The sequence below is a fragment of the uncultured Ruegeria sp. genome, assembly GCF_947489545.1.
GTDB lineage: Bacteria > Pseudomonadota > Alphaproteobacteria > Rhodobacterales > Rhodobacteraceae > Ruegeria.
The window spans coordinates 307,226-328,555 of sequence record NZ_CANLDZ010000003.1 but is presented as its reverse complement, the minus strand read 5'-3'; the positions used below and the strand labels follow the sequence as shown (position 1 = coordinate 328,555).

The following is a 21,330-nucleotide window of genomic DNA, read 5'->3' as shown; positions in this document are numbered from 1 at the left end:
GCCATCAACGCTCTGTTAAGAGCGCCCTATGTTACGGATCGAAAATATCACTTATGCCGTCGAAGGCCGCCCCCTTATTGACGGGGCCAGTGCCACCATTCCTGATGGCCACAAGGTAGGTCTTGTGGGGCGTAACGGCACCGGGAAAACCACCTTGTTCCGGCTGATCCGGGGCGAATTAGCGCTGGAATCGGGCGATATCGCGCTTCCAAAACGGGCGCGGATTGGTGGAGTGGCGCAAGAGGTTCCCTCCTCCGATGTCTCGCTGATCAACACGGTCCTGGCCGCGGATACCGAGCGCAGCGTTTTGATGGTCGAAGCGGACAGCGCGACCGACCCTAATCGCATCGCCGAAATCCAGACCCGGCTGGTGGATATCGACGCCTGGTCCGCCGAGGCGCGCGCGGCGTCGATCCTCAAGGGCCTCGGTTTTGATGACGAGGATCAACTGAAACCCTGCTCGGACTTTTCGGGCGGCTGGCGGATGCGTGTTGCATTGGCGGCGGTGCTGTTTTCGCAGCCAGATCTGTTGCTGCTGGACGAGCCGACCAACTATCTGGATCTTGAAGGCGCACTGTGGCTGGAAAGCTATCTGGCCAAATATCCGCACACTGTCATCATCATCAGCCACGACCGCGGGTTGCTGAACCGCGCAGTTGGATCGATCCTGCATCTGGAAGACCGCAAGCTCACTTACTACGCGGTACCCTATGACAAGTTTGCGGAACGCCGTGCCGAACGGCTGGCGCAGGCGGAATCCGAGAATGCAAAGTCCAAGGCGCGTATCGCCCATTTGCAAAGCTTTGTGGATCGGTTTCGATATAAAGCCTCCAAAGCGGTACAGGCCCAATCGCGGCTGAAGATGATCGAACGCATTCAATTGGTCTCTACCCCGCAAGAAGCCGCGCTGCGCGCCTTTTCCTTCCCGGAGCCTGAGGAGCTTTCTCCGCCGATCATCCAATTGGAGAGCGGTGTAACCGGGTATGGCGACACCGAAGTGCTGCGCCATTTGAACCTGCGTATCGATCAAGATGACCGCATCGCATTGCTGGGCAAAAACGGACAAGGCAAATCGACCCTGTCAAAACTGCTATCGGATCGCCTGCCCCTGATGGCGGGCAAAATGACCCGCAGCAGTAAGCTGCGCATCGGCTATTTCGCGCAGCATCAGGTGGATGAGCTGCATGTGGACGAAACACCGCTGGACCACCTGCGCCGCCTGCGCCCAGACGAAGCCCCCGGTAAGTGGCGCTCACGCCTAGCCGGGTTCGGCCTGGGGGCCGATCAGGCGATAACCGAGGTCGGTCGCCTGTCAGGTGGTCAAAAGGCGCGCCTGTCACTGCTGATCGCCACTATCGACGCACCGCATATGCTGATCCTTGATGAGCCGACCAACCATCTGGACATCGAAAGCCGCGAAGCCTTGGTCGAGGCGCTGACGGCCTATTCCGGTGCGGTCATTCTGGTCAGCCACGACATGCACTTGCTTGGATTGGTCGCTGATCGCCTTTGGCTGGTGTCGGATGGAACGGTCAATCCGTTCGAAGGTGATCTCGAAGCCTATCGCTCGCTACTGCTGGGCCGTGACAAACCAGCAAAAACCAAGCAACCGACGGCAAAACCCAAACGTCAGTCCCGAGAAGCGGTTCTGGCCCTACGCGCCGATCTTCGCAAATGCGAGGAGAGGATTGCGAAACTAGCAGAGATGCAGGACAAACTCTCGGCTAAGCTGGCCGATCCAACGCTCTACGAAGACGATCGCGTCAGCGATCTAGAAGTATGGAACCGGAAGTTTGCCGAAGTCACAGATGCCATGGAAAAGGCCGAAACCCTTTGGGTCGCCGCCGCCGAGCGCTTGGAACGTGAAGAGATGACGAGATGAGCCCAATTCCGGTTAAAGAGACGCAGGCGATGATCGCTGGCATGGAGCCAAAACTGCAGCCCGGTTTGTATGCCTTTACTCTATGGCCAGAGGATAAAGAATGGCCAGTCGGAACTCGGGCCAGCTGTGTGGAAGATGAAGGTCTTTCCCTTATTGTACCGATCAATGCGGCGAACGGGGATGCAGTCGCAATGCGCTGCATCACTCTTCAGGTCCATTCTTCGCTTGAAGGCGTCGGATTGACGGCTGCAGTTTCCACTGCCCTGGCGCAGGCTGGCATTCCAGCCAATATGGTTGCAGGATTTCACCATGACCATGTCTACGTTCCGGGCGACTTGGCGACGAAAGCTGTTGATGTCTTGAAAAACCTTCAGAAAGCTGCCGATACATGATCGAAACAGCGTTCCTGATTACGTCATTCACCACATTGCTTGTGGTAATAGACCCTCCGGCTCAGACGCCGATCTTTGTGGCGTTGACGCAGGGCATGGATAAAAGCATGCGGCGAGCCATCGCTGTCCGGGCCTGCCTGACGGCGGCGGGTATTCTGGCCATGTTCGCAGCTTTCGGCGAGGCTGTGCTGGGCTTTGTCGGCATCTCGATGGAAGCGTTTCGCGTGGCGGGCGGCGTTCTACTGTTCCTGACCGCGCTGGACATGTTGTTTGAACGTCGCACCAAACGACGAGAAAACAGCGCCGAAGAAGAAGAACACCCCGACCCGTCGGTCTTTCCGTTGGGCATCCCCCTGATCGCCGGACCCGGAGCCATTGCCACCATGATCCTTCTGGCGGGTCAGCAACCAGGCATCGAGGGGCTTGCCGTGGTCATCGGCATGATGATCATTGTCGTTGCCATGGTGTTTGTGACCTATCTTACCTCGGGCGCCGTGGCGCGACTGTTGGGAAAAACCGGTCTAAATGTCCTGACTCGTCTGCTTGGAATGCTGTTGGCCGCCCTTTCGGTTCAGTTCATTCTGGATGGCCTCAAGGCCTTTGGCTTTGCGTCGTGAGACCCCATATTAATATGAAGATGACTTATTCCGGGTGACGGTATGGATGGTTATGAAATCGGGCATTTGACCTATTTGGTCTTGCTGGGCGCGGCCTTGCTGATGTGGTTCTTCACCCACAACCGACAGTCGCTGGGCAAGACCCTGCAGCAGGTTATGGCCTGGGTGTTTATTTTCATTGGCGTCGTCGCTTTGGTGGGGCTTTGGGACGATATCCGCTCGACCGTGGGCACCACGCCTCAGATGGCGGTGTCCGGCAACACCATCGAAGTTCCCCGTGCCTTTGACGGGCATTATTATCTGCCAATGCTGGTGAACGGAGAGCCCATCACCTTTCTGGTCGACACCGGCGCCAGTCAGATCGTCCTGAACGCGCAGGACGCCAAACGTGTGGGCATTGATCTGGACCAACTGAATTATCTGGGCCGCGCGTCGACCGCGAACGGAGTGGTGCGGACGGCCCCTGTGCAATTGGATAGTCTCGCGCTGGGACCGATCCTTGACAACGGCGTCTCAGCCTGGATCAACGAAGGCGACTTGGACAAGTCGTTGCTCGGCATGGATTACCTGCACCGTTTTTCCAACATTCAGTTTGCCGATGGTAAGTTAATCTTGTCGCGCTGAACGCTCGAATAGCTATGCCATGTGGCTGGCCGATCTGACGCAAATGCCGTGACGCGTGGCAGCTGACTGAGCCAGAAGAACCCTCGGGTGAAAGCACGAAGATCACGCAACTTGTGACTGGTCAAAACCTGGCCCGCACCCTAGCGTCGCGGCATGAGCCATCCAATCCATGACAGCCGCTATTCCTGGCTTCGCCTTCTGATCACGCTCGCCATCGCAGCCGTGGCGAATGTCGGGATGTGGGCGGTGATCGTGGTCATGCCCGCCGTCGAAACACAATTCGGTGCCGGACGGGCCGAGGCGTCGATGCCCTATACGCTCGCCATGATCGGCTTTGCCCTGGGTAACATGTGGCTGGGGCAGTTGGTGGACCGGTTGGGGGTGACCAAAGCATTGATAGGCGCATCGATCCTGAGCGCCATCAGCTACCTGCTGGCAACACTTGCACCTAACATAGCCCTGCTGTCCGTCGCGCATTTGCTGCTGGGATTGGGCACTTCGATCGGCTTTGGACCCCTGATCGCCGATATCTCACACTGGTTCATGCGCAGACGCGGGATCGCCGTGGCGCTGGTCGCCAGCGGAAACTATCTGTCCGGGGCGATCTGGCCCACTATGCTGTCAGGTATTCTGGCGCGGGATGGCTGGCAGCAAGTCTATCTGACACTGGCGGTACTGACACTGGTTGTTGTCATTCCCCTGTCCCTGCTGTTGCGCCGGCAGGTCCCAGTCGAGGCGCACACAACCGCCGCTGCCACTGCAAAGATCAATGCGCGCAGCGTCGGAATCCCACCAAGGGCGTTGCAATACATTCTTGGACTGGCAGGCATTGGATGCTGCGTGGCGATGTCGATGCCGCAGGTTCACATCGTGTCCTACTGCGTAGGTCTCGGCTATGGCCCCGCTGTCGGCGCAGAGATGCTGTCCCTGATGCTGCTGGGCGGCGTGGTGAGCCGCATCGTTTCCGGCCTGGTGGCTGACCGGCTGGGTGGCGTTCATACACTGCTCATCGGGTCGATCCTGCAATGCATCGCCCTGTTCCTGTTCTTACCTTATGACGGGATGGTCTCACTTTATGTCGTCAGCGTGCTGTTTGGGCTGGCGCAAGGTGGAATCGTACCCAGCTATGCGCTGGTGGTCCGCGAATACATGCCTCCGCAAGAGGCTGGTGCGCGCGTGGGTTTTGTCATGATGATGACCATTCTGGGCATGGCCTTGGGTGGGTGGATGTCGGGGTGGATCTATGACGTCACAGGCAACTACCAATTGGCATTCGTGAACGGGATTTTATGGAACGGTCTTAACATTGCCATCATCGTGATGCTTCTCAAAAGGTCTCGGCCCCGCAGACAAGAGGCACTCGTATGACAACCCTATCGCGTCGCGGCGTTCTCGCAGGGCTCGCTGCCCTGCCCTTCGGCAATCCCGCGCGCGCAGCGCGAAAGCCTTACGCCCTTTCGCCAGACGGCACCCATGTCAGCTTCATGTTTGACCTCTCGGGGATCGCGCAAACGGGGTCTATGCCGATCCGGTCTGCTGACGTTCAGATCGACACGCACAATTTGCAAAACAGCGAGGTGGACGTGGTCCTGGATGTTGCGAAGGCAAAAACCCGGCTGCCATTTGCCAGAACGCCCATGCTCAGCCCTGGTGTCCTGAATGCAGAGCAGCATCCAACTATCCGGTTCTCCTCGACAAGTGTGCAATTAGGGCCAACTGGGCGGATATCGGACGGCGCCCGCATCACAGGAAACCTGACCGTGCGAGGTGTAACTCGGCCTATCACATTGAACGCCAGTCTGTATCGACAGGCGGGTACGGACGAGGATGATCTTGATCGTTTGTCCATCCGGCTGACAGGTGGGTTGAATCGCCACGACTTTGGGGCGTCCGGATACCCTGACTTGGTTCAGGAGACCGTAGGTCTGGACATTCATGCTGAAATCATGCGTGTAACGTGATGCCAAATGGGTAAAAAACGACGCAATTGAGTCGAATAGATGCGCGCATCTTGTGATGGCGTCGCCAATCTGGGACCACTATGCGCACGATCATTTCTTTTGCCGCCCTTTTTCTTTCCGTCATTCTGCTGCAGCTTTCGACAGGCGGCGTCGGGCCGCTGGATGCAATCTCGGGCATAACACTGAACTTCACAACCGAGCAGATCGGTATTCTGGGTTCGGCACATTTCCTAGGGTTTTTCATTGGATGCTGGTGGGCGCCCCGCCTGATGGGCAGTGTTGGGCATTCGCGCGCCTTTGCGGTCTGTACCGCGCTGGGCGCAATGGGGTTATTGGGCCACACCTTGACCGACAACCCGTATATCTGGGCCGCGCTGAGAATTGCGTCAGGTACATGTGTGGCCGGGTGTTACACGGTCATCGAGGCCTGGCTGAATGCCAAAGTCACTAATGAGACGCGTGGGCGCGCCATGGGCACCTATCGTATCGCGGATATGGGCGCGTCTTTGTGCGCGCAATTGATAATCGCGGTTCTGCCACCGGCCTCTTACGTTTCATATAACCTTTTGGCGATCCTATGCTGCGCATCGCTTTTGCCGTTAACACTGACACGGGCCAGCCAACCGAAAACACCCGACGCGCCCCGTCTGCGTCCGAAACTGGCCTGGCAAAGCTCTCCGTTGGCGGTTGCAGGCGTGATCGTAGCGGCGCTTAGCTCAGCCTCTTTCCGAATGGTCGGGCCGGTCTACGGACAAGGGGTCGGCCTGGGCGTGGATCAGATCGCCTTTTTCCTGGCCTCTTTCGTACTGGGCGGTGCCTTGGCGCAATACCCGTTGGGGTGGCTCGCAGACAAATACGACCGTCGCTGGGTTCTGATCTGGCTCTCTGCCGCTGCGGTGCTCAGCTGTGGTGTCACGATGGCGGCTAGCGGTGCTGGCACAATCGGAGTGATGCTGGCTGCCGGATTCTTTGGCTTGACGACATTCCCGATCTTTTCTGTCTCATCTGCGCATGCCAACGACTTTGCGACCACCGAGCAAAGGGTCGAGTTGTCTGCTGCATTGATGTTCTGGTACGCGTTAGGGGCAATCGCGTCGCCCTATGTCTCATCAACGTTGATCCAGCAATTCGGACCAAGCGCATTGTTTGCCTTTGTCGCGGTGGGTCATTTCGCGCTGATCCTGTTCGGTCTGGCACGGATGCGATCACGCCCGACACCGGATGAACGCACAAATTATGTCTATGCCCCACGAACTTCGTTCACTATCGGGCGCCTGCTGAAACGGTCACGGGAACACGACGACTAGGCGCTTTGAAGCCCGTCCCTAAGCCGAAGCAGCAAGTCTTGTAATCTCAATAGCTCAGCCTGGTCCAGTCCGGTGTCTTCAATCATGCAGGCGGTGATTCCAGGTGCTTCATTCCCAAGCGACGCCCCCTGATCTGTCAATGTAACATCAATGGCGCGCCCATCCGATTGGCTCCGGGTTCTAGTGACGTACCCCATGGTTTCCAACCGTTTGATCAAAGGGGTCATGGTGCTGGTTTCCATACCTAACTGTTGCGCCAGCTCATTTATGTTTTGCCCGTCCCTCTCCCACAGAAGGGTGAGCGTAATGTACTGAGGATAGGTCACCCCCAGCCGTTTCAGGTGCGGCGAGTAAGCACGATTGATCGCGTGCGACGCGGTGTAAACTCCAAAACAGAATAGCTCGTTCGCTCGGGTCGGGATCTGGGTGATATCCAAATTCTTGGCTCCAAATATATCGTGCACGATATTATTCTTGACTTCCAATCTCGCCTCGTCAACTCTGCATTTAGGTCGCGCACGATATAATGGAGGGCAAGATGTCCTGGCTACCCACACTCAAAACCGAAACACCTGAAGAGGGGTACGAGCTTGCCATCAAGCTTTCACGCATGGCCGTTAAACTGACGCAACCCGATGATGAGGCCCGAAACCGGATGCGCCCCGACTATGCAAACAACGCCGACAGCCTGATTGGCGCATCCCAGGTCGTAGCGGTTAATTTTCAGACAGTTTCAAAGGCCAATAACTTCTGGATGTGAGTTCGGGCATCTTTAGCAAGCCGCTGAATTGAAAAGGGCCGGGAAAACCCGGCCCTGTCTTCGTCTTAGTGATCTGTCCGCGGTTCTTCTTCGATCGCGTCCACGTTTTCGGGCTGATCTACAGTCGGCTCTAGTGCGCCGTTCACAACACCGCTGACACCATGCTCCATCGACAGACCCAGCTCTTCACCGAGCTTCTTGAGCGCGGGCATCTGAACGGCCATCCCCATGATCGAGTCCAGCGCCTGATTGACCACTGGCTTGTCACCTGTTGACGCACTGCCCCCATTGGCGCCACCGATACCACCAACCTGATGGATCTTGATCGAGTCGATTTTCTCGGCAGGTTTGACCATCTCCGATATGATCGACGGCATGGCTTCAATCCGCGCCAGATCAACTTTCATGCGGATCTGATCCACTGACAGAGCATTTTCGGACTCGACAATCGCACGTTTACCTTCCGCTTCGGCTAACATGTCGTTCTTCTTGGCCTCAGCCCGAATGTTCAGCGCATCGGCTTCGGCCTGCGCCTCTTCGCGGCGGGCTTCGGCGCGGTCAACGGCGGCCTCTTTGTCGGCCTGCGCGGCCAGGCGGATTGCGGTCGCCTGACGTTCAGCTTCACGAGTTGCTTCAATCAGCACGATCTGCTTCTGACGCTCGGCTTCTGCCACCTGACGGGCGGTTGCCACTGCTTCGGTCGCTTTTGTCGCTTCGGCACGAGCCAGATCGGCAGATGCACGCGCGCGGCTTTCCTCTTCGGATTTCTGCGCGATGATGATCTGACGTTCCTGTTCGGCTACTTCGATCTCACGCTCTTTGGCGATCTCCGCATCGCGGATCTTGCGCTCGCGTTCGATCTCTGCCGAGCGGATGGCTTCTTCCCGCGCGATCCGGGCGCGTTCGGTCTCACGCACCGAATCTTCGGTCCGGGCCGCTATCTCGGCCTCCTGCGCCACGCGCAGAGTCTCAACCTGCTGCGTCTGCTCAATGCGCGCCTGTTCTTCATCCTTTTCGATCAACAGCTTCTGACGCTGTGCTTCCATCGAAGCGCGGCGCACTTCAACCTCGGCATCGGCGTCAATCTGGGCGCGCTCTTTCTTTGAGGTTGCAATCACCTCGGCCAGTTTGCGCATACCCACCGCGTTAAAGGCGTTGTTTTCGTCCAGCGCTTCAAACGGCGTCTGGTCCAGAGCGGTGAGCGAGACGGATTCCAGTGACAGACCGTTCTTCAGCAGGTCTTCGGACACTGCATTCTGCACCTCTTGCACAAAGTCAGCGCGGTTCTCGTGCAACCCGTCCATGGTCATCTGGGCAGCAACGGCACGCAGACCATCGATCAGCTTGCCTTCGATCATCTCGCGCAGTTGCTCGACATCAAATGTGCGATCACCCAACGTCTGGGCAGCGCGAGCGATACCCTCTTCGGTGGCCATCACGGAAACGTAGAACTCCACTCCTACATCGACACGCATCCGATCCTTGGTGATCAAGGCGGCCTCGTCACTGCGCTGCACTTCAAGGCGCAGGGTCTTCATGTTGACCGGGCTAACTTCATGCAGCAAAGGCACGATGATGACACCACCATCCATGATGACCTTCTTGCCGCCTGCGCCGGTTTTCACCAAGCTGACTTCGCGGGTGGCACGTCGATAGAGACGGCCAAGAACAAGGCCAATGAACAAGATTACCGCTAAAATAGTCACAACTGTGACGGCTAGGAATGTAAGTTCCATGCAAAATCCTCCAGGTTTGGGGTTTGAAATTTGGTTAGTCTGACAAGCCGACCAGAACGAACCGGTCGCGCCGTCGGTCGCGTAGAACCAGCACATCTGTGCCCTGATCCAGCGCATCCTTGTCCTGCAGCGGCTCGGCGCGCAGGTAGTGGGTATTGCCAAAGCGATCCATGACCCGAACCTCGGCCGGGCGGCCGCGTGACGCGGTGCCTTGGGTGATGACACCCCGGCGGCGGGCCAGCATCCGCTCAGACATCGCCTCGGTCTCGGTCTTGGGCAGCAGGCGGGCAAAGACACCGCCAAAGCCACGGGCAAACCACAGGCCAAAGGCACCGGCTGGGATCACAGCCACCCAAGGCGGCAGATCAAAGCCCAGCACATCGCGCAGCGCCAGTTGCAGGCCAATACCCGACAGGCCGAAGCCCGCCAGCACAACCACAAGCCAGATCATGATGGGTATCTTTCCAACACCCAACCACGCCATTGGACCCGCCGCAGAGGTATCGGGCACATCGCTTTCGACCTCTGCCAGTTCGAAATCGCCCAGATCGACATCCGGGTCGATATCCAGACCTAAATCACCAATGTCCAGATCGGGGGCATCCACCATATCCAGATCGATTTCCCCTTCGCCAGCTAGCAAGCTGCCACCCAAGACCAAAGCGATCAGTTCCACTGCCAAAAGGCCGAACAGAAGCGCAAGCGCCAGAGTAAAAGGCGCAAATGCACCCTCGAGTAGGAAGTCGAACATCAAGTATTAGCCCTCGCTTCTGTATACATCAGTATACATTCAATATGGGAAGCCATAACGAGAATTCAAGAGGTTGTGAGGCGGCGCTCAACCTGCGGTTATTGAGAAGATCATGTCAGATACAATGCGAATTCCCGATTTTCCGTCTTTTTTCTGCTCGTAAGGTGCGAAAGTGACATCCATGCGACGGGCGGGCTTTTGCTGGCCGATTACATAAGGTAGACGGGCGCGCAGACAGATACGTGGAAACGCAATATGGCTCGGATTCTCATCACCTCGGCGATCCCTTACATCAACGGGATCAAACACCTCGGCAACCTGATCGGCTCGCAATTGCCGGCGGATCTGTACGCACGCTATCAGCGTGGCCGGGGGAATGAGGTGATGTTCCTGTGTGCCACAGATGAACACGGCACCCCGGCTGAGCTGGCCGCGGCCAAAGCCGAAAAGCCGATTGCTGAATACTGTGCCGAAATGCACGGCGTACAGTTGGACATCGCCAACCGATTTGGGCTGAGCTTTGATCACTTTGGCCGCTCGTCCAGTGATCAGAACAAAAGGCTGACGCAACATTTCGCGGGAAAACTGGATGAAGCTGGTCTGATCCGCGAAGTAAGCGAAAAACAGGTCTACTCAAACACTGATGGGCGCTTTCTGCCCGACAGGTACATAGAAGGCACCTGCCCCAATTGCGGCTATGACCGCGCACGGGGCGATCAGTGCGAAAACTGCACCAAACAGTTGGACCCGACCGATTTGATCGATCCGCGTTCGGCCATTTCCGGCTCGACCGATCTTGAAGTGCGCGAGACCAAGCATCTGTACCTGCGCCAATCGGCGATGAAAGATCAGTTGGATGCTTGGATTGACAGCAAGGCCGATTGGCCGATCCTGACCACATCCATTGCCAAAAAGTGGCTGCATGACGGTGACGGGCTGCGGGACCGCGGCATCACCCGTGATCTGGACTGGGGTGTTCCGGTCAAAAAAGGAGATCAGGATTGGCCCGGGATGGAGGGCAAAGTCTTTTACGTCTGGTTCGATGCGCCTATCGAATACATCGCCTGCGCCAAGGAATGGGCTGATTCCACTGGGAAACCCGATGCCGAGTGGGAACGCTGGTGGCGCACGGACAAAGGTGCCGACGACGTTCGCTATGTCCAGTTCATGGGCAAGGACAACGTACCGTTCCACACGCTTAGCTTCCCAGCCACCATTCTGGGGTCAGGCGAGCCGTGGAAGATGGTCGACCATCTGAAATCGTTCAACTACCTGAACTATGACGGCGGCCAGTTCTCGACCTCTCAGGGGCGCGGCGTGTTCATGGATCAGGCGTTGGAACTCCTGCCGGCTGACTACTGGCGCTGGTGGTTGCTGAGCCATGCGCCCGAAAGCAGCGATAGTGAATTCACCTGGGAGAACTTCCAGCAATCGGTGAACAAGGATTTGGCGGATGTTTTGGGCAACTTTGTCAGCCGCATCACCAAGTTCTGCCGATCCAAGTTTGGCGAAGCCGTGCCCGAGGGTGGCGTATATGGCGAGCGGGAAAATGCGCTGATTTCGGAATTGACGCGCCGCATCCGCGCCTATGAAGGCTTTATGGAGGCAATGGAAGTTCGCAAGTCGGCGCAAGAGCTGCGCGCTATTTGGGTGGCCGGAAACGAATACCTACAAGCCGCAGCCCCCTGGTCGACGTTTAAGGAAAACCCGGAACAAGCGGCAGCGCAGGTGCGTCTGGGTCTAAACCTAATCCGGCTATACGCTGTCCTGAGCGCGCCGTTTATTCCAAACGCGTCTGCCAGGATGCTGAGTGCCATGAACACGCTCGCGACTGATTGGCCGGATGACGTTGAGGCTGCACTGAACGCGCTGCCTGCGGGTCACGCATTCACAGTGCCGGACGTACTGTTCGCCAAAATAACGGATGACCAACGCGAAGATTGGCAGACCCGATTTGCAGGCACGCGCGGTTAAAATCCGGCCAATTTGCGTCATGACAACGGAGGCCAAATCGGCCTCCGTTTTTTAGTTTGTTTTGCAGCATCGCCGCCCGTTGCTCAAAGCGCATCGACCTAAGTCAGCGAACTGACGAGATAATTTAGACTGCGCACCAGAAGCACTCGTACTCAAGAAGCTTGAGATATGGCAACAAAAGCGCCATCCTGAGTCTGAATTCTATCGACTCGCCGCGGTGTCAGGTGTGCCCGGTCACTTAATCCTTAGTTTGAACGAGGCATTTTCCATGGCCCTTCCACTTAAATCCGTTGACCCCAGCAATTGCGGACCCGCTTGGGCGATAGGAAAGCAGTTTGCTTTGGTTTTCTGTCTGGCCATAGCGCAACCGTCTCTGGCGCAAGAAGGGCAAGGCGATGCAACGCCCCCCAAAGTTTCAATCGCGGCGGCCTATACACAGGAAATCACGGATGAAGCGGTTTTCATTGGCCGTGCCGAAGCAATCGACAAGGTCGACATCGTCGCGCGGGTCAATGGGTTTCTGGATAGCCAGGATGTGGAAGACGGCGCTTTGGTCCAAAAAGACGACCTGTTGTTTACGATTGAGCCTGACCTCTACGAAGCCACGTTGGAGGCCCGCAAGGCTGATCTGGACCGCGCCGAAGCCAACCTTGAGCTGGCCAGGGTCGATTTGGCGCGAAAGGAAGAACTGTACAAACGCGATGCCACTCCAGAATCAGAACGTGACATCGCCCGTGCCAATGAGCTTGTCGCCGAGGCCGAAGTTAAAGCTGCCAAGGCTGCTATTCAACAGGCAGAGTTGGACCTGAGCTATACGCGAATTCAGGCACCATTCGCCGGGCGCATTGGTCGCGTGACCACGAGCGTTGGCGATGTTGTAGGGCCCAACAATCCCGCATTGGTCAATCTCGTCAGCGAAGCACCGATCTACGTCAACTTTTCGCTGAATGAAAAACAGTTCACATCGATCCTCGAAACTTTTAACGAGAATGCGGCGTCGCTGTCGGAAAGCGAACAAAGCCCCAACGTGCACGTAACACTGCCTAACGGAACCGATCTGGATGAAACCGGAAAAATAGTGTTTGTGGACAACCGCATCGATCCTTTAACCGGCGCGATAACCATGCGGGCCGAGTTCGACAATACCAAACGCCTGATCCTGGATGGTGCATTCCTGAGTGTTCACATCGAAGCGTTGGAGCCAACGCTACAGGTTCTCATCCCGCAGGCGGCTTTGCAGCGGGATCAACGGGGTGAATTCGTGCTGGTTGTCAATGACAAGCAGATGGTCGAACAGCGCTACATCACCACCGGCGACACAGTCGGCACGGCAATCATCGTTTTGGATGGGTTGCGCGAAGGTGAGAGTATCATTGTCGAGGGTCTGCAACGGGTACGCCCGGGCGTCGCCGTAGATGCGGTCGTCGCCTCTGAACAGCCGGGAGAATAACTGATGTTCTCAGCCCTGTTCATCAGCCGGCCCAAGCTGGCGCTTGTCATCTCGCTTGTCCTGACAATTTTGGGCGGTATCGGATATATGGTCCTTCCGGTGGCGCAGTTCCCGGACATTACCCCCCCGGTGGTCAGCGTAACGGCCACCTATACCGGCGCCAATGCCGAAACCGTTGAAAACACCGTTGCCGCCCCGATTGAGGCGCAGGTCAACGGTGTGGACGACATGATTTACATGACGTCCACCTCATCAGATAACGGGTCCTACTCGCTGAACGTCACCTTTGAGGTCGGCACAGATCCTGATATCGCGTCCGTAAACGTGCAAAACCGCGTCGCGCAAGCGACCTCCTCCCTGCCGACCGAAGTTACGTCCTCCGGTGTTGTCACGCAGAAATCTTCGACCAACATGCTGATGTTGGTCACACTGACCTCGCCCGAAGGCACCTATGACAGCGTTTTTCTATCGAACTACGCGTCGATCAATCTGCGCGATGCGCTGGCCCGTGTTCAGGGCGTTGGTAAGGCCGACGTTCTGACCAACTTGGAATACGCCATGCGGATCTGGATGGATCCCGATAAGATGGCGGCCCTCTCCATTACGCCCGGTGACGTAATCAACGCCATTCGCGAACAGAATATCGAGGTGTCCGCCGGCTCCATCGGGTCCCCCCCGGTGCCCGAGGGGCAGACATTTCAATACACGATCAAATCCAAGGGCCGCCTGACGTCGGCCGAAGAGTTTTCCAATATTGTGATCCGCACCGGCGAAGCTGGTGCAATCGTTCGCGTCAAGGACATCGCCAGAACCGAGTTGGGTGCCCAGTTCTATTCGGCGTCCGGATATTTTCAGGCCGTTCCGGCCACCGTGATCGGCATCTATCAGGCCCCTGGCGCCAATGCGCTGGCCGTTTCCGAGCGGGTTCAGACTGAGTTGGAGCGCCTGTCACGCTCTTTCCCTACTGATGTCGAATACGATGTGCCCTTCAACACCACGGACTTCGTCGAAGCCTCTTTGAACGATGTGGTGTCAACGCTGATCCTGACTTTCATTCTGGTGATCTCGGTCGTGTTTGTGTTCCTAGGCAGTTGGAGAGCGACAATCATTCCGGCAGTCGCAATCCCGGTCTCCCTGATCGGAACGTTCGCGTTCTTGCTGATGTTTGGCATGTCGTTGAACACGATTTCTCTGTTCGCGTTGGTGCTGGCTATCGGGATCGTGGTGGACGATGCCATCGTCGTTGTTGAAAACGTGGAACGCATCATCGCAGATGAAGGCCTTCCCCCGGCCGAGGCGACCCGAAAGGCAATGGGTCAGATCACAGGCCCCGTCATTGCAACCACCCTGGTTCTGCTGGCCGTGTTCGTTCCAGTGACCTTCATGCCCGGCATCACGGGGCGGCTTTATTCTCAGTTTGCCGTCACAATCTCGACCGCTGTCGTAATCTCGTCGATCAACGCGCTTACCCTTTCGCCTGCGCTCTGCGGCCTCGTGCTGCGCGCCCGGTCCGGCCCCCCCAAAGGAATACTGGCCCTGTTCGAAAGGCTGATCGGCACGGTGCGCAGCGGCTATGTCGCCATTGTGCGCAAGCTGCTGATCATGCCAGTGATCGCACTGGGACTGATTGTGGCGCTGGGTATGGGCACCGGGACGATCATGTCCAACACATCAGCGGGTTTCATTCCGCTTGAGGACAACGGCTATCTGTTCGTGGATGTGCAACTGCCTGACGCAGCGACCCTGGAACGCACGGAAACAGTTACCAAACGTGTGGACGAACAAATTCGCGAAATCCCCGGGGTCGCCAGCACCGTTCTGGTTAACGGCTTTTCGATGCTCAATGGCACCATCACCAACGGCGCAGCGATTTTCGTCAATCTCGACAATTGGAGCGAACGGCAAGAAGATGACCTGAGTGCCGACGCTATCCTTGCCAAGATCCTCGCCATCGCCAACGGCGAGTCAGCAGCGTCTATACTGGCCTTTAACCCGCCACCCATTCAGGGATTGGGCATGTCGGCTGGCGTTGAGATGGAGGTTCAGCAAACCGGTGGTGGAACGCCGCAAGATCTGGCCTCAGCGGTCGGGTCCTTTGTGTATGCGGCCAATCAACGACCTGAAATCGCACAGTCTTACACGACATTCCGCGCAAACGTTCCGCAGCTGTTCGTTGATCTGGACCGGGAGAAAGCCAAAACGCTGCAAGTGTCCGTCTCAGAGGTTTTCCAGACGATGCAGGCTCAGTTGGGATCGTATTATGTGAACGATTTCAACCTGTTTGGTCGGGTCTATCGCGTGATGATTCAGGCAGACGGGACATATCGCGACAATGTCGAAGATATCTCGAACCTCTATGTGCGATCCACCCAGGGCGACATGGTTCCGCTGGGCACGCTGATTGATGTCGAAAACGTATTAGGGCCGGTTCTGCTAAAACGCCACAACCTGTTCCGATCCGCCACGGTGACGGCGGTTCCGGCGCTAGGACTATCCAGCGGGGACGCGATCAATGTGATGACCGAGGAATCCGCGACCGCCCTGCCCCCGGGCTATGCGTTTGAGTGGACCGGAACGGCGCAGCAACAATTGGCATCGGGCAGCATTGTGATCGTGATTCTGGGGCTCGCCATTCTGTTCGGCTATTTGTTCCTGGTTGGCCAATATGAAAGCTGGTCGCTACCGGTGTCTATCCTGCTATCGGTCATCGTCGCCTTGTTCGGCGCGGTTGCTGCGGTGGCGATCGTGGGCAGCGATATCAACCTGTATACTCAGATCGGGATGATCATGCTTGTGGGCCTTGCGTCCAAGAACGGCATTTTGATTGTCGAATTTGCGATGGAACAACGCGCCAAAGGCCTTTCTATCAAAGAGGCAGCGGCAGAAGCTGCCCAACAACGGTTCCGGGCCGTGATGATGACAGCATTGTCCTTCCTGCTGGGCGTTGTCCCGCTGTTGGCGGCAAACGGTGCTGGCGCGGCCAGTCAAAAAGCCATCGGTGTCGCCGTGTTTGGTGGCATGCTCGCGGCAACTCTGGTTGGCGTTATCCTAGTGCCGGTCCTGTACGCCCTTATGCAGGGGCTCAGAGAATGGCTGAAGGGCAACAAAAACGACCCGGGCACGCCCGAAGAAGCAACCTGATCACTATAGTGATCGAACAAAAAAAGCCCCGCAGGTACTGCGGGGCTTTTGTACTTCTCTGAAACTGATTGGAAAGTTCTGGACCGCTAAGTGCGCGCCCTATGTAAGAACTGCGCCTTCAGTTCGGGCCCGTCGAAGGGACGTTACCGTGTGGATCAGCATTTCCGCTTCTGCGGGCGGGGCTTGCTCAACTCGTTTGTAGTCGGTTCCGTCGTTTTTCCGTGTCAGAAGGCCGCAAGAAATCATGCTCCGCCGCAAGATTGCCGGATCGCCGAACATGTGTTCACGGTTAAGATGCGCATTCACATCGCGCTCGCGAAGCGCCTCACCGGCGGGCAAAGCGGCCCACAGCGCCCAGAGCGCAAGCGTTTGCACGGACCGTTTCGATGGCCACTGGCGTAGACGCCCATGTTTGTCGAACTGCAACAGTGCACGTTCGACAGAACGCATGTCGACAGGGGGTTTGTGTCTTTGCACCTCCAACCGCCGTTGGGCTGCATTTGCAGATCGCATATGCTGAACATTTTGAAACCCGGCTGCCCGAGCGATCATATTCATCAGCGTCAGATGCGGCGGGCTCGCTTCGTCAAGTTGCCCGGATAAGGACTTGGTAAATACCGTCAGATCATCTGCGTGCAGGGGTAAAGGGGTTTTGGTCATCGTGCATCCATCGCGGGCGCTTTGCTCGATCGTCGGTCGCTGGCTTAACGAAACAACGCCCTGGTAATTGCGATGCCGTTTGAGAATGAAGAGCAGGTTTAGCACTCTGGTAAGAGCAGCGACGCCTCGGTGTCTGCCGACCGTGCCCGTTGGGTAGCACGACCGGAGACGAATTCAAAGCACCATTCAAACAGGACCTACAAAGCCAACGCTAAGCGGCGCTTTGGGTGTTTTGCCGTTCACCCATCCACTGGTCCAACCGTGCGATTTGATCCGCGGACAGGCGAAGCCCCAGCTTATTGCGACGCCAGACTACATCTTCCGCCTTGTGCGCATATTCCTTGTCCATCAGCCAGGTCACTTCGCGGGCACTCAGGGTCGCACCAAAATCCTCGCCCAGATCCGAAGCCCGATTGGCATTACCAAGCACCGCCGTGGCCTCGGTGCCATAGGCCCGGATCAGGCGTGCGGCCCAAGGTTGGCCGAGAAACGGGTAGTCAATCATCAGCCGAGCTATCTGATCCTGCACACCGGTCACCGGGAAATCACCGCCCGGCAGGGCAACGCCTGCCGTCCAGGGACCTGGCAAATTCGGGAAATGCTCGGCAACTTTCTCTAGCGCGCTTTCGGCCAAACGACGATAAGTTGTGATCTTGCCACCAAACACGTTCAGCACGGGCGCTCCGCCCTGCGCATCAACTTTCAAAGTATAGTCCCGCGTTGCCGCGGTGGCGCTGCTGGCCCCGTCATCATACAGTGGGCGCACACCGGAATAGGTCCATACGACATCGTCTCGGGTCACCGGCTTCTGGAAGTACTTTGAGGCAAAGGCACACAGATAGTCTTGCTCGGCTACTGTGCACACCGGAGGAACAGATGGGTCGGAATGATCCTGATCAGTCGTGCCAATCAGGGTAAAATCCTGCTCATACGGGATCGCGAAAATGATGCGGCCGTCTTCGCCCTGAAAGAAATAGCACTTGTCATGATCATAAAGCTTGGGCGTAACGATATGGCTGCCGCGCACCAAACGCACACCTTCACGAGAGTTCACGCGGATCTTGGTCTGAATGACGTCGCCCACCCATGGGCCACCCGCGTTGATCAACATCTTTGCCCGGATCAACCGGGTTTCGTCACTGTCTTTGTTCCGGATCGTGACATGCCACAGGTCGTCTACCCGCTCGGCCGAGGTGACCTCGGTCCGCACCATGATCTCTGCGCCCCGGGATTGTGCGTCCCGCGCGTTTAGAACAACCAGCCGTGAATCCTCTATCCAGCAATCGGAATACTCGTATGCTGTCTCAAACTTATCCTGAAGGGGTTCGCCCTCGGGCGCTGTATGCAAGCTCAGTGAAGTCGTGCCCGGCAGGATCTTACGACCACCCAGGTGGTCATATAGGAACAATCCCAACCGGATCAGCCAAGCCGGACGACGCCCGCGCATCCACGGCATAACCGTGCTTAGCAGTTTTGACGTCGGCGTTTCAGCATCAAACCGCATGTCTTCGTGATAGGGCAGCACAAAGCGCATCGGCCAACTTATGTGGGGCATCGCGCGCAGTAGGGTTTCACGCTCGATCAGCGCCTCGCGCACAAGGCGGATTTCGAAGTACTCAAGGTACCGCAATCCGCCGTGGAACAGTTTGGTCGACGCGGACGACGTAGCGGACGCCAGGTCGTTCATTTCGGCCAGCATGACCGATAATCCGCGACCGGCTGCGTCCCTTGCTATACCGCACCCGTTAATCCCACCGCCGATGATGAACAGGTCGGTGATCTGGCTGTCTCGCTTGTCCACGGCAGGATGATCCTTTGTGTTTAGACTCGAACGTGTTCGTTTAATAAACTTTTTCTTTCGTTTATATTCGTTCGCTAGCGAAGACAACACCAAAGCAGGGCATCCTTTGCAATATCAGATCAGGCAACGATTAAGTCATAGGTCGGGCCGACTAACGCGAGCATAGAAGACACTCACATAGAACAACGCGAGTCCTTGCAAATTTTCCGAAAAAGAACAAAAACGAACAAATCGAAGATTACTGGAGCCGCTTATGTCGCTTTCTTTTCGCCAGTCCGACATTCTGAATATGGCCAAACAAAACGGCCGCGTGGCGGTCGACGATTTGGCCGCGAAGTTCGGCGTAACGGTCCAGACCATCCGCAGGGATCTGTCCGAACTGTCCGATATGGGCGAACTGGATCGGGTGCATGGCGGCGCGGTTCTGCGGTCAGGCGTTTCGAACATCGGGTATGAAGACCGCCGCAGCCTAAACGAAGGCGCCAAAACCCAGATTGCACAAATCTGTGCCGCGGAGATTCCGGACGGTGCATCGGTGTTCATGAATATAGGAACGTCGACAGAGGCTGTTGCACGCAAGCTATTGACCCACAAGAACCTCATGGTGGTGACCAACAACATGAATGTCGCCAATATTCTGGTCGAAAACCCAGAATGTGAGATCGTTGTCGCAGGTGGAATTCTACGCCGTTCGGATGGTGGACTGATCGGCAACCTGACCGTTTCGACCATCAGGCAGTTCAAATTCGACTATGCAATTGTAGGATGTTCCGCTTTGGATACCGATGGCGATCTCTTAGATTTCGATTTCCAGGAGGTCCTTGTCAGCCAAACCATTATCGAACAGGCGCGACGAACTTTGTTGGTTGCGGATCACTCAAAGTTCCAGCGCTCTGCCCCGGCGCGCATCGCGTCACTGCGTGACATCGACTTCTTCTACACAGATTCTCCGCTGCCTGAGGATCTGGCCCGAAAGTTGGTGGAGTGGGATACAGCACTCCGCGTGTGTACATAAGCCTCATCACATTTCGCTAAAAACGCGAATTCCTCTCGGTATCCTTGCAAGACAAGGTCGAGCCTGACAGTATCCCTAAACATTGCGATCGTAGCACGGAATGGGAGAACCGGGCCATGATAGCGCTTTTATTTGCGTTACTTACAGCCACCATGGGGCTGAACTATTTCAAGATGACAACGGCTGCCAACACGCTGTTTTTCATCACGCTGGCGTTGAGTGTTTACTGGCTGAAGTTCCACGCGACCAGCCAACTGACCATACAGCTTTAGGGGGCCGTGATGACATCTGAATTGTCCAGAACACTGAATGCCTTTGGAATGCTGGCTGTCAGCTTAGTACTGGTATTGGCATTTTTCTATCAATTGAAACTCTATGAATTGCCCTGCCCGCTTTGCCTGTTGCAGCGTGTTGGCTTCGTTGCCGTCGGTGTTGGTCTGGGCCTCAACCTGTTATACGGGCCACGCCCTCAGCATTATGCGATCATGTTGATCGCGGCGCTATATGGGGGCAGCGTATCTGTGCGCCAGATTTTGCTGCATATCGTACCGGGTACAGGGCACTATGGCTCACCCGTATTGGGCCTGCACTACTATACCTGGGCCGCGATCTGCTTTTTCCTGATCCTTCTGGGCACGTCAATCATGTTGATGTTTGATCGCCAATACGCAGATCGCACAGACGCAACGGAAAGGTTTGGCGGCAGCTTACTTGCAAAGGTGGCTTTCATCATCATGCTGGGCCTGGCGGCACTGAACGCCGTCTCGACATTGATTGAATGCGGACCTGGCATCTGCGCCGATCCACCGACCAGCTACAAATTGATTGACGAATTGGGCACCAACAACTGAGGATGGGACAACCGTCCTGAAACGAGGAACGCGCATGGGACTTTTGGGCCAGCCGCTGGGCTACTACGACTATCTGACATTTGTCGCACTGATCCTGCTTTTGGCGGCCGTGATGGGGCTGTTTCTGTTCATCATGGGTCTGCCCGGACGGATCGCGATCAAGCGCAACCACCCGCATGCCGAGGCCGTAAAGATCATGGGTTGGATGGGCTTTTTGGCCGTCGTACCTTGGGTACATGCCTTTATGTGGGCGTTCCACGACGGCATGACCGTCGACATTCGCCGCCTGCCCGAGGATGAACGCGACGCCATCAGAAAAGAGATCGAACGGTTAGGCGGCACGGTCAAAGAAGAGTATCAGTCCCAGACCGACGAGACGCAGAAAAGCTAAGGCCGAAGGAAACAAAA

At 56.6% G+C, this 21,330-nt stretch carries 20 protein-coding genes; 15 read left to right on the top strand and 5 right to left on the bottom strand.

Going from position 1 to position 21,330, the window contains the following annotated elements; genetic code table 11:
• The first annotated feature begins 28 nt into the window (after positions 1–28).
• The 7 genes from Q1B13_RS06530 (at position 29) to Q1B13_RS06500 (ending at position 6,783) form a co-directional block, all read left to right on the top strand.
• The gene (locus Q1B13_RS06530) at positions 29–1,882 is read left to right on the top strand and encodes an ABC-F family ATP-binding cassette domain-containing protein (RefSeq protein WP_299078588.1); all 1,854 of its coding nucleotides are present in this window, start codon (positions 29–31) and stop codon (positions 1,880–1,882) included.
• Complete coding sequence (locus Q1B13_RS06525; protein WP_299078585.1) at positions 1,879–2,274, top strand: ACT domain-containing protein; 396 nt, start codon at positions 1,879–1,881, stop codon at positions 2,272–2,274. Before Q1B13_RS06530 ends, Q1B13_RS06525 begins: the two co-directional genes overlap by 4 nt.
• A complete protein-coding gene (locus tag Q1B13_RS06520) occupies positions 2,271–2,891 on the top strand; it encodes a MarC family protein (RefSeq protein ID WP_299078582.1) in 621 nt (206 codons plus the stop codon). The genes Q1B13_RS06525 and Q1B13_RS06520 overlap by 4 nt, the downstream gene beginning before the upstream one ends.
• A gap of 42 nt (positions 2,892–2,933) precedes the next feature.
• Positions 2,934–3,515, top strand: coding sequence for a TIGR02281 family clan AA aspartic protease (locus Q1B13_RS06515; protein WP_299078579.1), 582 nt, complete (start codon positions 2,934–2,936; stop codon positions 3,513–3,515).
• Between the two features lie 153 nt (positions 3,516–3,668).
• Positions 3,669–4,883, top strand: a complete 1,215-nt coding sequence (locus tag Q1B13_RS06510; protein ID WP_299078576.1) for a CynX/NimT family MFS transporter — start codon at positions 3,669–3,671, stop codon at positions 4,881–4,883.
• Positions 4,880–5,476 carry a YceI family protein gene (locus tag Q1B13_RS06505; protein WP_298932347.1) on the top strand — a complete coding sequence of 199 codons (597 nt, stop codon included), beginning with the start codon at positions 4,880–4,882 and terminating at the stop codon, positions 5,474–5,476. The genes Q1B13_RS06510 and Q1B13_RS06505 overlap by 4 nt, the downstream gene beginning before the upstream one ends.
• Before the next feature lie 80 nt (positions 5,477–5,556).
• A complete protein-coding gene (locus Q1B13_RS06500; protein ID WP_299078573.1) occupies positions 5,557–6,783 on the top strand; it encodes an MFS transporter in 1,227 nt (408 codons plus the stop codon).
• Here Q1B13_RS06500 and Q1B13_RS06495 read toward each other — a convergent pair.
• A complete protein-coding gene (locus Q1B13_RS06495) occupies positions 6,780–7,247 on the bottom strand; it encodes a MarR family winged helix-turn-helix transcriptional regulator (protein WP_299078570.1) in 468 nt (155 codons plus the stop codon). The genes Q1B13_RS06500 and Q1B13_RS06495 overlap by 4 nt on opposite strands.
• Positions 7,248–7,321: 74 nt before the next feature.
• Here Q1B13_RS06495 and Q1B13_RS06490 point away from each other — a divergent pair, with 74 nt between their 5' ends.
• Complete coding sequence (locus Q1B13_RS06490; RefSeq protein ID WP_298932352.1) at positions 7,322–7,543, top strand: hexameric tyrosine-coordinated heme protein; 222 nt, start codon at positions 7,322–7,324, stop codon at positions 7,541–7,543.
• A 65-nt stretch (positions 7,544–7,608) separates the two neighbouring features.
• Here the strand turns inward: Q1B13_RS06490 and Q1B13_RS06485 are convergent, their stop codons facing one another.
• Together Q1B13_RS06485 and Q1B13_RS06480 are read right to left on the bottom strand one after the other, a co-directional pair.
• A complete protein-coding gene (locus tag Q1B13_RS06485; protein WP_299078567.1) occupies positions 7,609–9,279 on the bottom strand; it encodes a flotillin domain-containing protein in 1,671 nt (556 codons plus the stop codon).
• Positions 9,280–9,313: 34 nt separating this feature from the next.
• Positions 9,314–10,030 (bottom strand): OB-fold-containig protein, encoded by a 717-nt coding sequence (locus Q1B13_RS06480; protein WP_299078564.1) that lies wholly within the window; start codon positions 10,028–10,030, stop codon positions 9,314–9,316.
• Positions 10,031–10,285: 255 nt separating this feature from the next.
• Here Q1B13_RS06480 and metG point away from each other — a divergent pair, with 255 nt between their 5' ends.
• The 3 genes from metG to Q1B13_RS06465 all read left to right on the top strand — a co-directional run bounded on the left by metG (position 10,286) and on the right by Q1B13_RS06465 (position 16,595).
• A complete protein-coding gene (gene metG / locus Q1B13_RS06475; RefSeq protein ID WP_299078561.1) occupies positions 10,286–12,004 on the top strand; it encodes a methionine--tRNA ligase in 1,719 nt (572 codons plus the stop codon).
• A gap of 268 nt (positions 12,005–12,272) precedes the next feature.
• The gene (locus Q1B13_RS06470) at positions 12,273–13,454 is read left to right on the top strand and encodes an efflux RND transporter periplasmic adaptor subunit (protein WP_299078558.1); all 1,182 of its coding nucleotides are present in this window, start codon (positions 12,273–12,275) and stop codon (positions 13,452–13,454) included.
• 3 nt (positions 13,455–13,457) lie between these two features.
• A complete protein-coding gene (locus tag Q1B13_RS06465; protein ID WP_299078555.1) occupies positions 13,458–16,595 on the top strand; it encodes an efflux RND transporter permease subunit in 3,138 nt (1,045 codons plus the stop codon).
• Between the two features lie 99 nt (positions 16,596–16,694).
• Here the strand turns inward: Q1B13_RS06465 and Q1B13_RS06460 are convergent, their stop codons facing one another.
• Positions 16,695–17,255 carry a DUF2087 domain-containing protein gene (locus tag Q1B13_RS06460; protein WP_299078553.1) on the bottom strand — a complete coding sequence of 187 codons (561 nt, stop codon included), beginning with the start codon at positions 17,253–17,255 and terminating at the stop codon, positions 16,695–16,697.
• 211 nt (positions 17,256–17,466) lie between these two features.
• Entirely contained in the window at positions 17,467–19,056 is a 1,590-nt protein-coding gene (gene glpD, locus Q1B13_RS06455; RefSeq protein WP_299078550.1) for a glycerol-3-phosphate dehydrogenase, read from the bottom strand.
• 253 nt (positions 19,057–19,309) lie between these two features.
• On the opposite strand from glpD, the gene Q1B13_RS06450 reads away from it, so the two are divergent.
• From Q1B13_RS06450 to Q1B13_RS06435, 4 genes are all read left to right on the top strand, one after another.
• Positions 19,310–20,071, top strand: coding sequence for a DeoR/GlpR family DNA-binding transcription regulator (locus tag Q1B13_RS06450; protein WP_299078547.1), 762 nt, complete (start codon positions 19,310–19,312; stop codon positions 20,069–20,071).
• Between the two features lie 116 nt (positions 20,072–20,187).
• Positions 20,188–20,343, top strand: coding sequence for a DUF5993 family protein (locus tag Q1B13_RS06445; protein WP_298932371.1), 156 nt, complete (start codon positions 20,188–20,190; stop codon positions 20,341–20,343).
• 9 nt (positions 20,344–20,352) lie between these two features.
• Positions 20,353–20,922 carry a disulfide bond formation protein B gene (locus tag Q1B13_RS06440; RefSeq protein WP_299078544.1) on the top strand — a complete coding sequence of 190 codons (570 nt, stop codon included), beginning with the start codon at positions 20,353–20,355 and terminating at the stop codon, positions 20,920–20,922.
• 34 nt (positions 20,923–20,956) lie between these two features.
• A complete protein-coding gene (locus tag Q1B13_RS06435) occupies positions 20,957–21,313 on the top strand; it encodes a DUF3302 domain-containing protein (protein ID WP_298932374.1) in 357 nt (118 codons plus the stop codon).
• Positions 21,314–21,330 lie beyond the last annotated feature (17 nt).

Bases quoted from the DNA above. Each gene is read 5' to 3' on its own strand.
- metG (WP_299078561.1), top strand. From the start codon at position 10,286: ATGGCTCGGATTCTCATCACCTCGGCGATCCCTTACATCAACGGGATC.
- Q1B13_RS06520 (WP_299078582.1), top strand. From the start codon at position 2,271: ATGATCGAAACAGCGTTCCTGATTACGTCATTCACCACATTGCTTGTG.
- Q1B13_RS06435 (WP_298932374.1), top strand. From the start codon at position 20,957: ATGGGACTTTTGGGCCAGCCGCTGGGCTACTACGACTATCTGACATTT.
- Q1B13_RS06500 (WP_299078573.1), top strand. From the start codon at position 5,557: ATGCGCACGATCATTTCTTTTGCCGCCCTTTTTCTTTCCGTCATTCTG.
- Q1B13_RS06450 (WP_299078547.1), top strand. From the start codon at position 19,310: ATGTCGCTTTCTTTTCGCCAGTCCGACATTCTGAATATGGCCAAACAA.
- Q1B13_RS06445 (WP_298932371.1), top strand. From the start codon at position 20,188: ATGATAGCGCTTTTATTTGCGTTACTTACAGCCACCATGGGGCTGAAC.
- Q1B13_RS06510 (WP_299078576.1), top strand. From the start codon at position 3,669: ATGAGCCATCCAATCCATGACAGCCGCTATTCCTGGCTTCGCCTTCTG.
- Q1B13_RS06470 (WP_299078558.1), top strand. From the start codon at position 12,273: ATGGCCCTTCCACTTAAATCCGTTGACCCCAGCAATTGCGGACCCGCT.
- Q1B13_RS06515 (WP_299078579.1), top strand. From the start codon at position 2,934: ATGGATGGTTATGAAATCGGGCATTTGACCTATTTGGTCTTGCTGGGC.
- Q1B13_RS06465 (WP_299078555.1), top strand. From the start codon at position 13,458: ATGTTCTCAGCCCTGTTCATCAGCCGGCCCAAGCTGGCGCTTGTCATC.
- Q1B13_RS06530 (WP_299078588.1), top strand. From the start codon at position 29: ATGTTACGGATCGAAAATATCACTTATGCCGTCGAAGGCCGCCCCCTT.
- Q1B13_RS06480 (WP_299078564.1), bottom strand. From the start codon at position 10,030: ATGTTCGACTTCCTACTCGAGGGTGCATTTGCGCCTTTTACTCTGGCG.
- Q1B13_RS06505 (WP_298932347.1), top strand. From the start codon at position 4,880: ATGACAACCCTATCGCGTCGCGGCGTTCTCGCAGGGCTCGCTGCCCTG.
- Q1B13_RS06460 (WP_299078553.1), bottom strand. From the start codon at position 17,255: ATGACCAAAACCCCTTTACCCCTGCACGCAGATGATCTGACGGTATTT.
- Q1B13_RS06440 (WP_299078544.1), top strand. From the start codon at position 20,353: ATGACATCTGAATTGTCCAGAACACTGAATGCCTTTGGAATGCTGGCT.
- Q1B13_RS06525 (WP_299078585.1), top strand. From the start codon at position 1,879: ATGAGCCCAATTCCGGTTAAAGAGACGCAGGCGATGATCGCTGGCATG.
- Q1B13_RS06490 (WP_298932352.1), top strand. From the start codon at position 7,322: ATGTCCTGGCTACCCACACTCAAAACCGAAACACCTGAAGAGGGGTAC.
- Q1B13_RS06485 (WP_299078567.1), bottom strand. From the start codon at position 9,279: ATGGAACTTACATTCCTAGCCGTCACAGTTGTGACTATTTTAGCGGTA.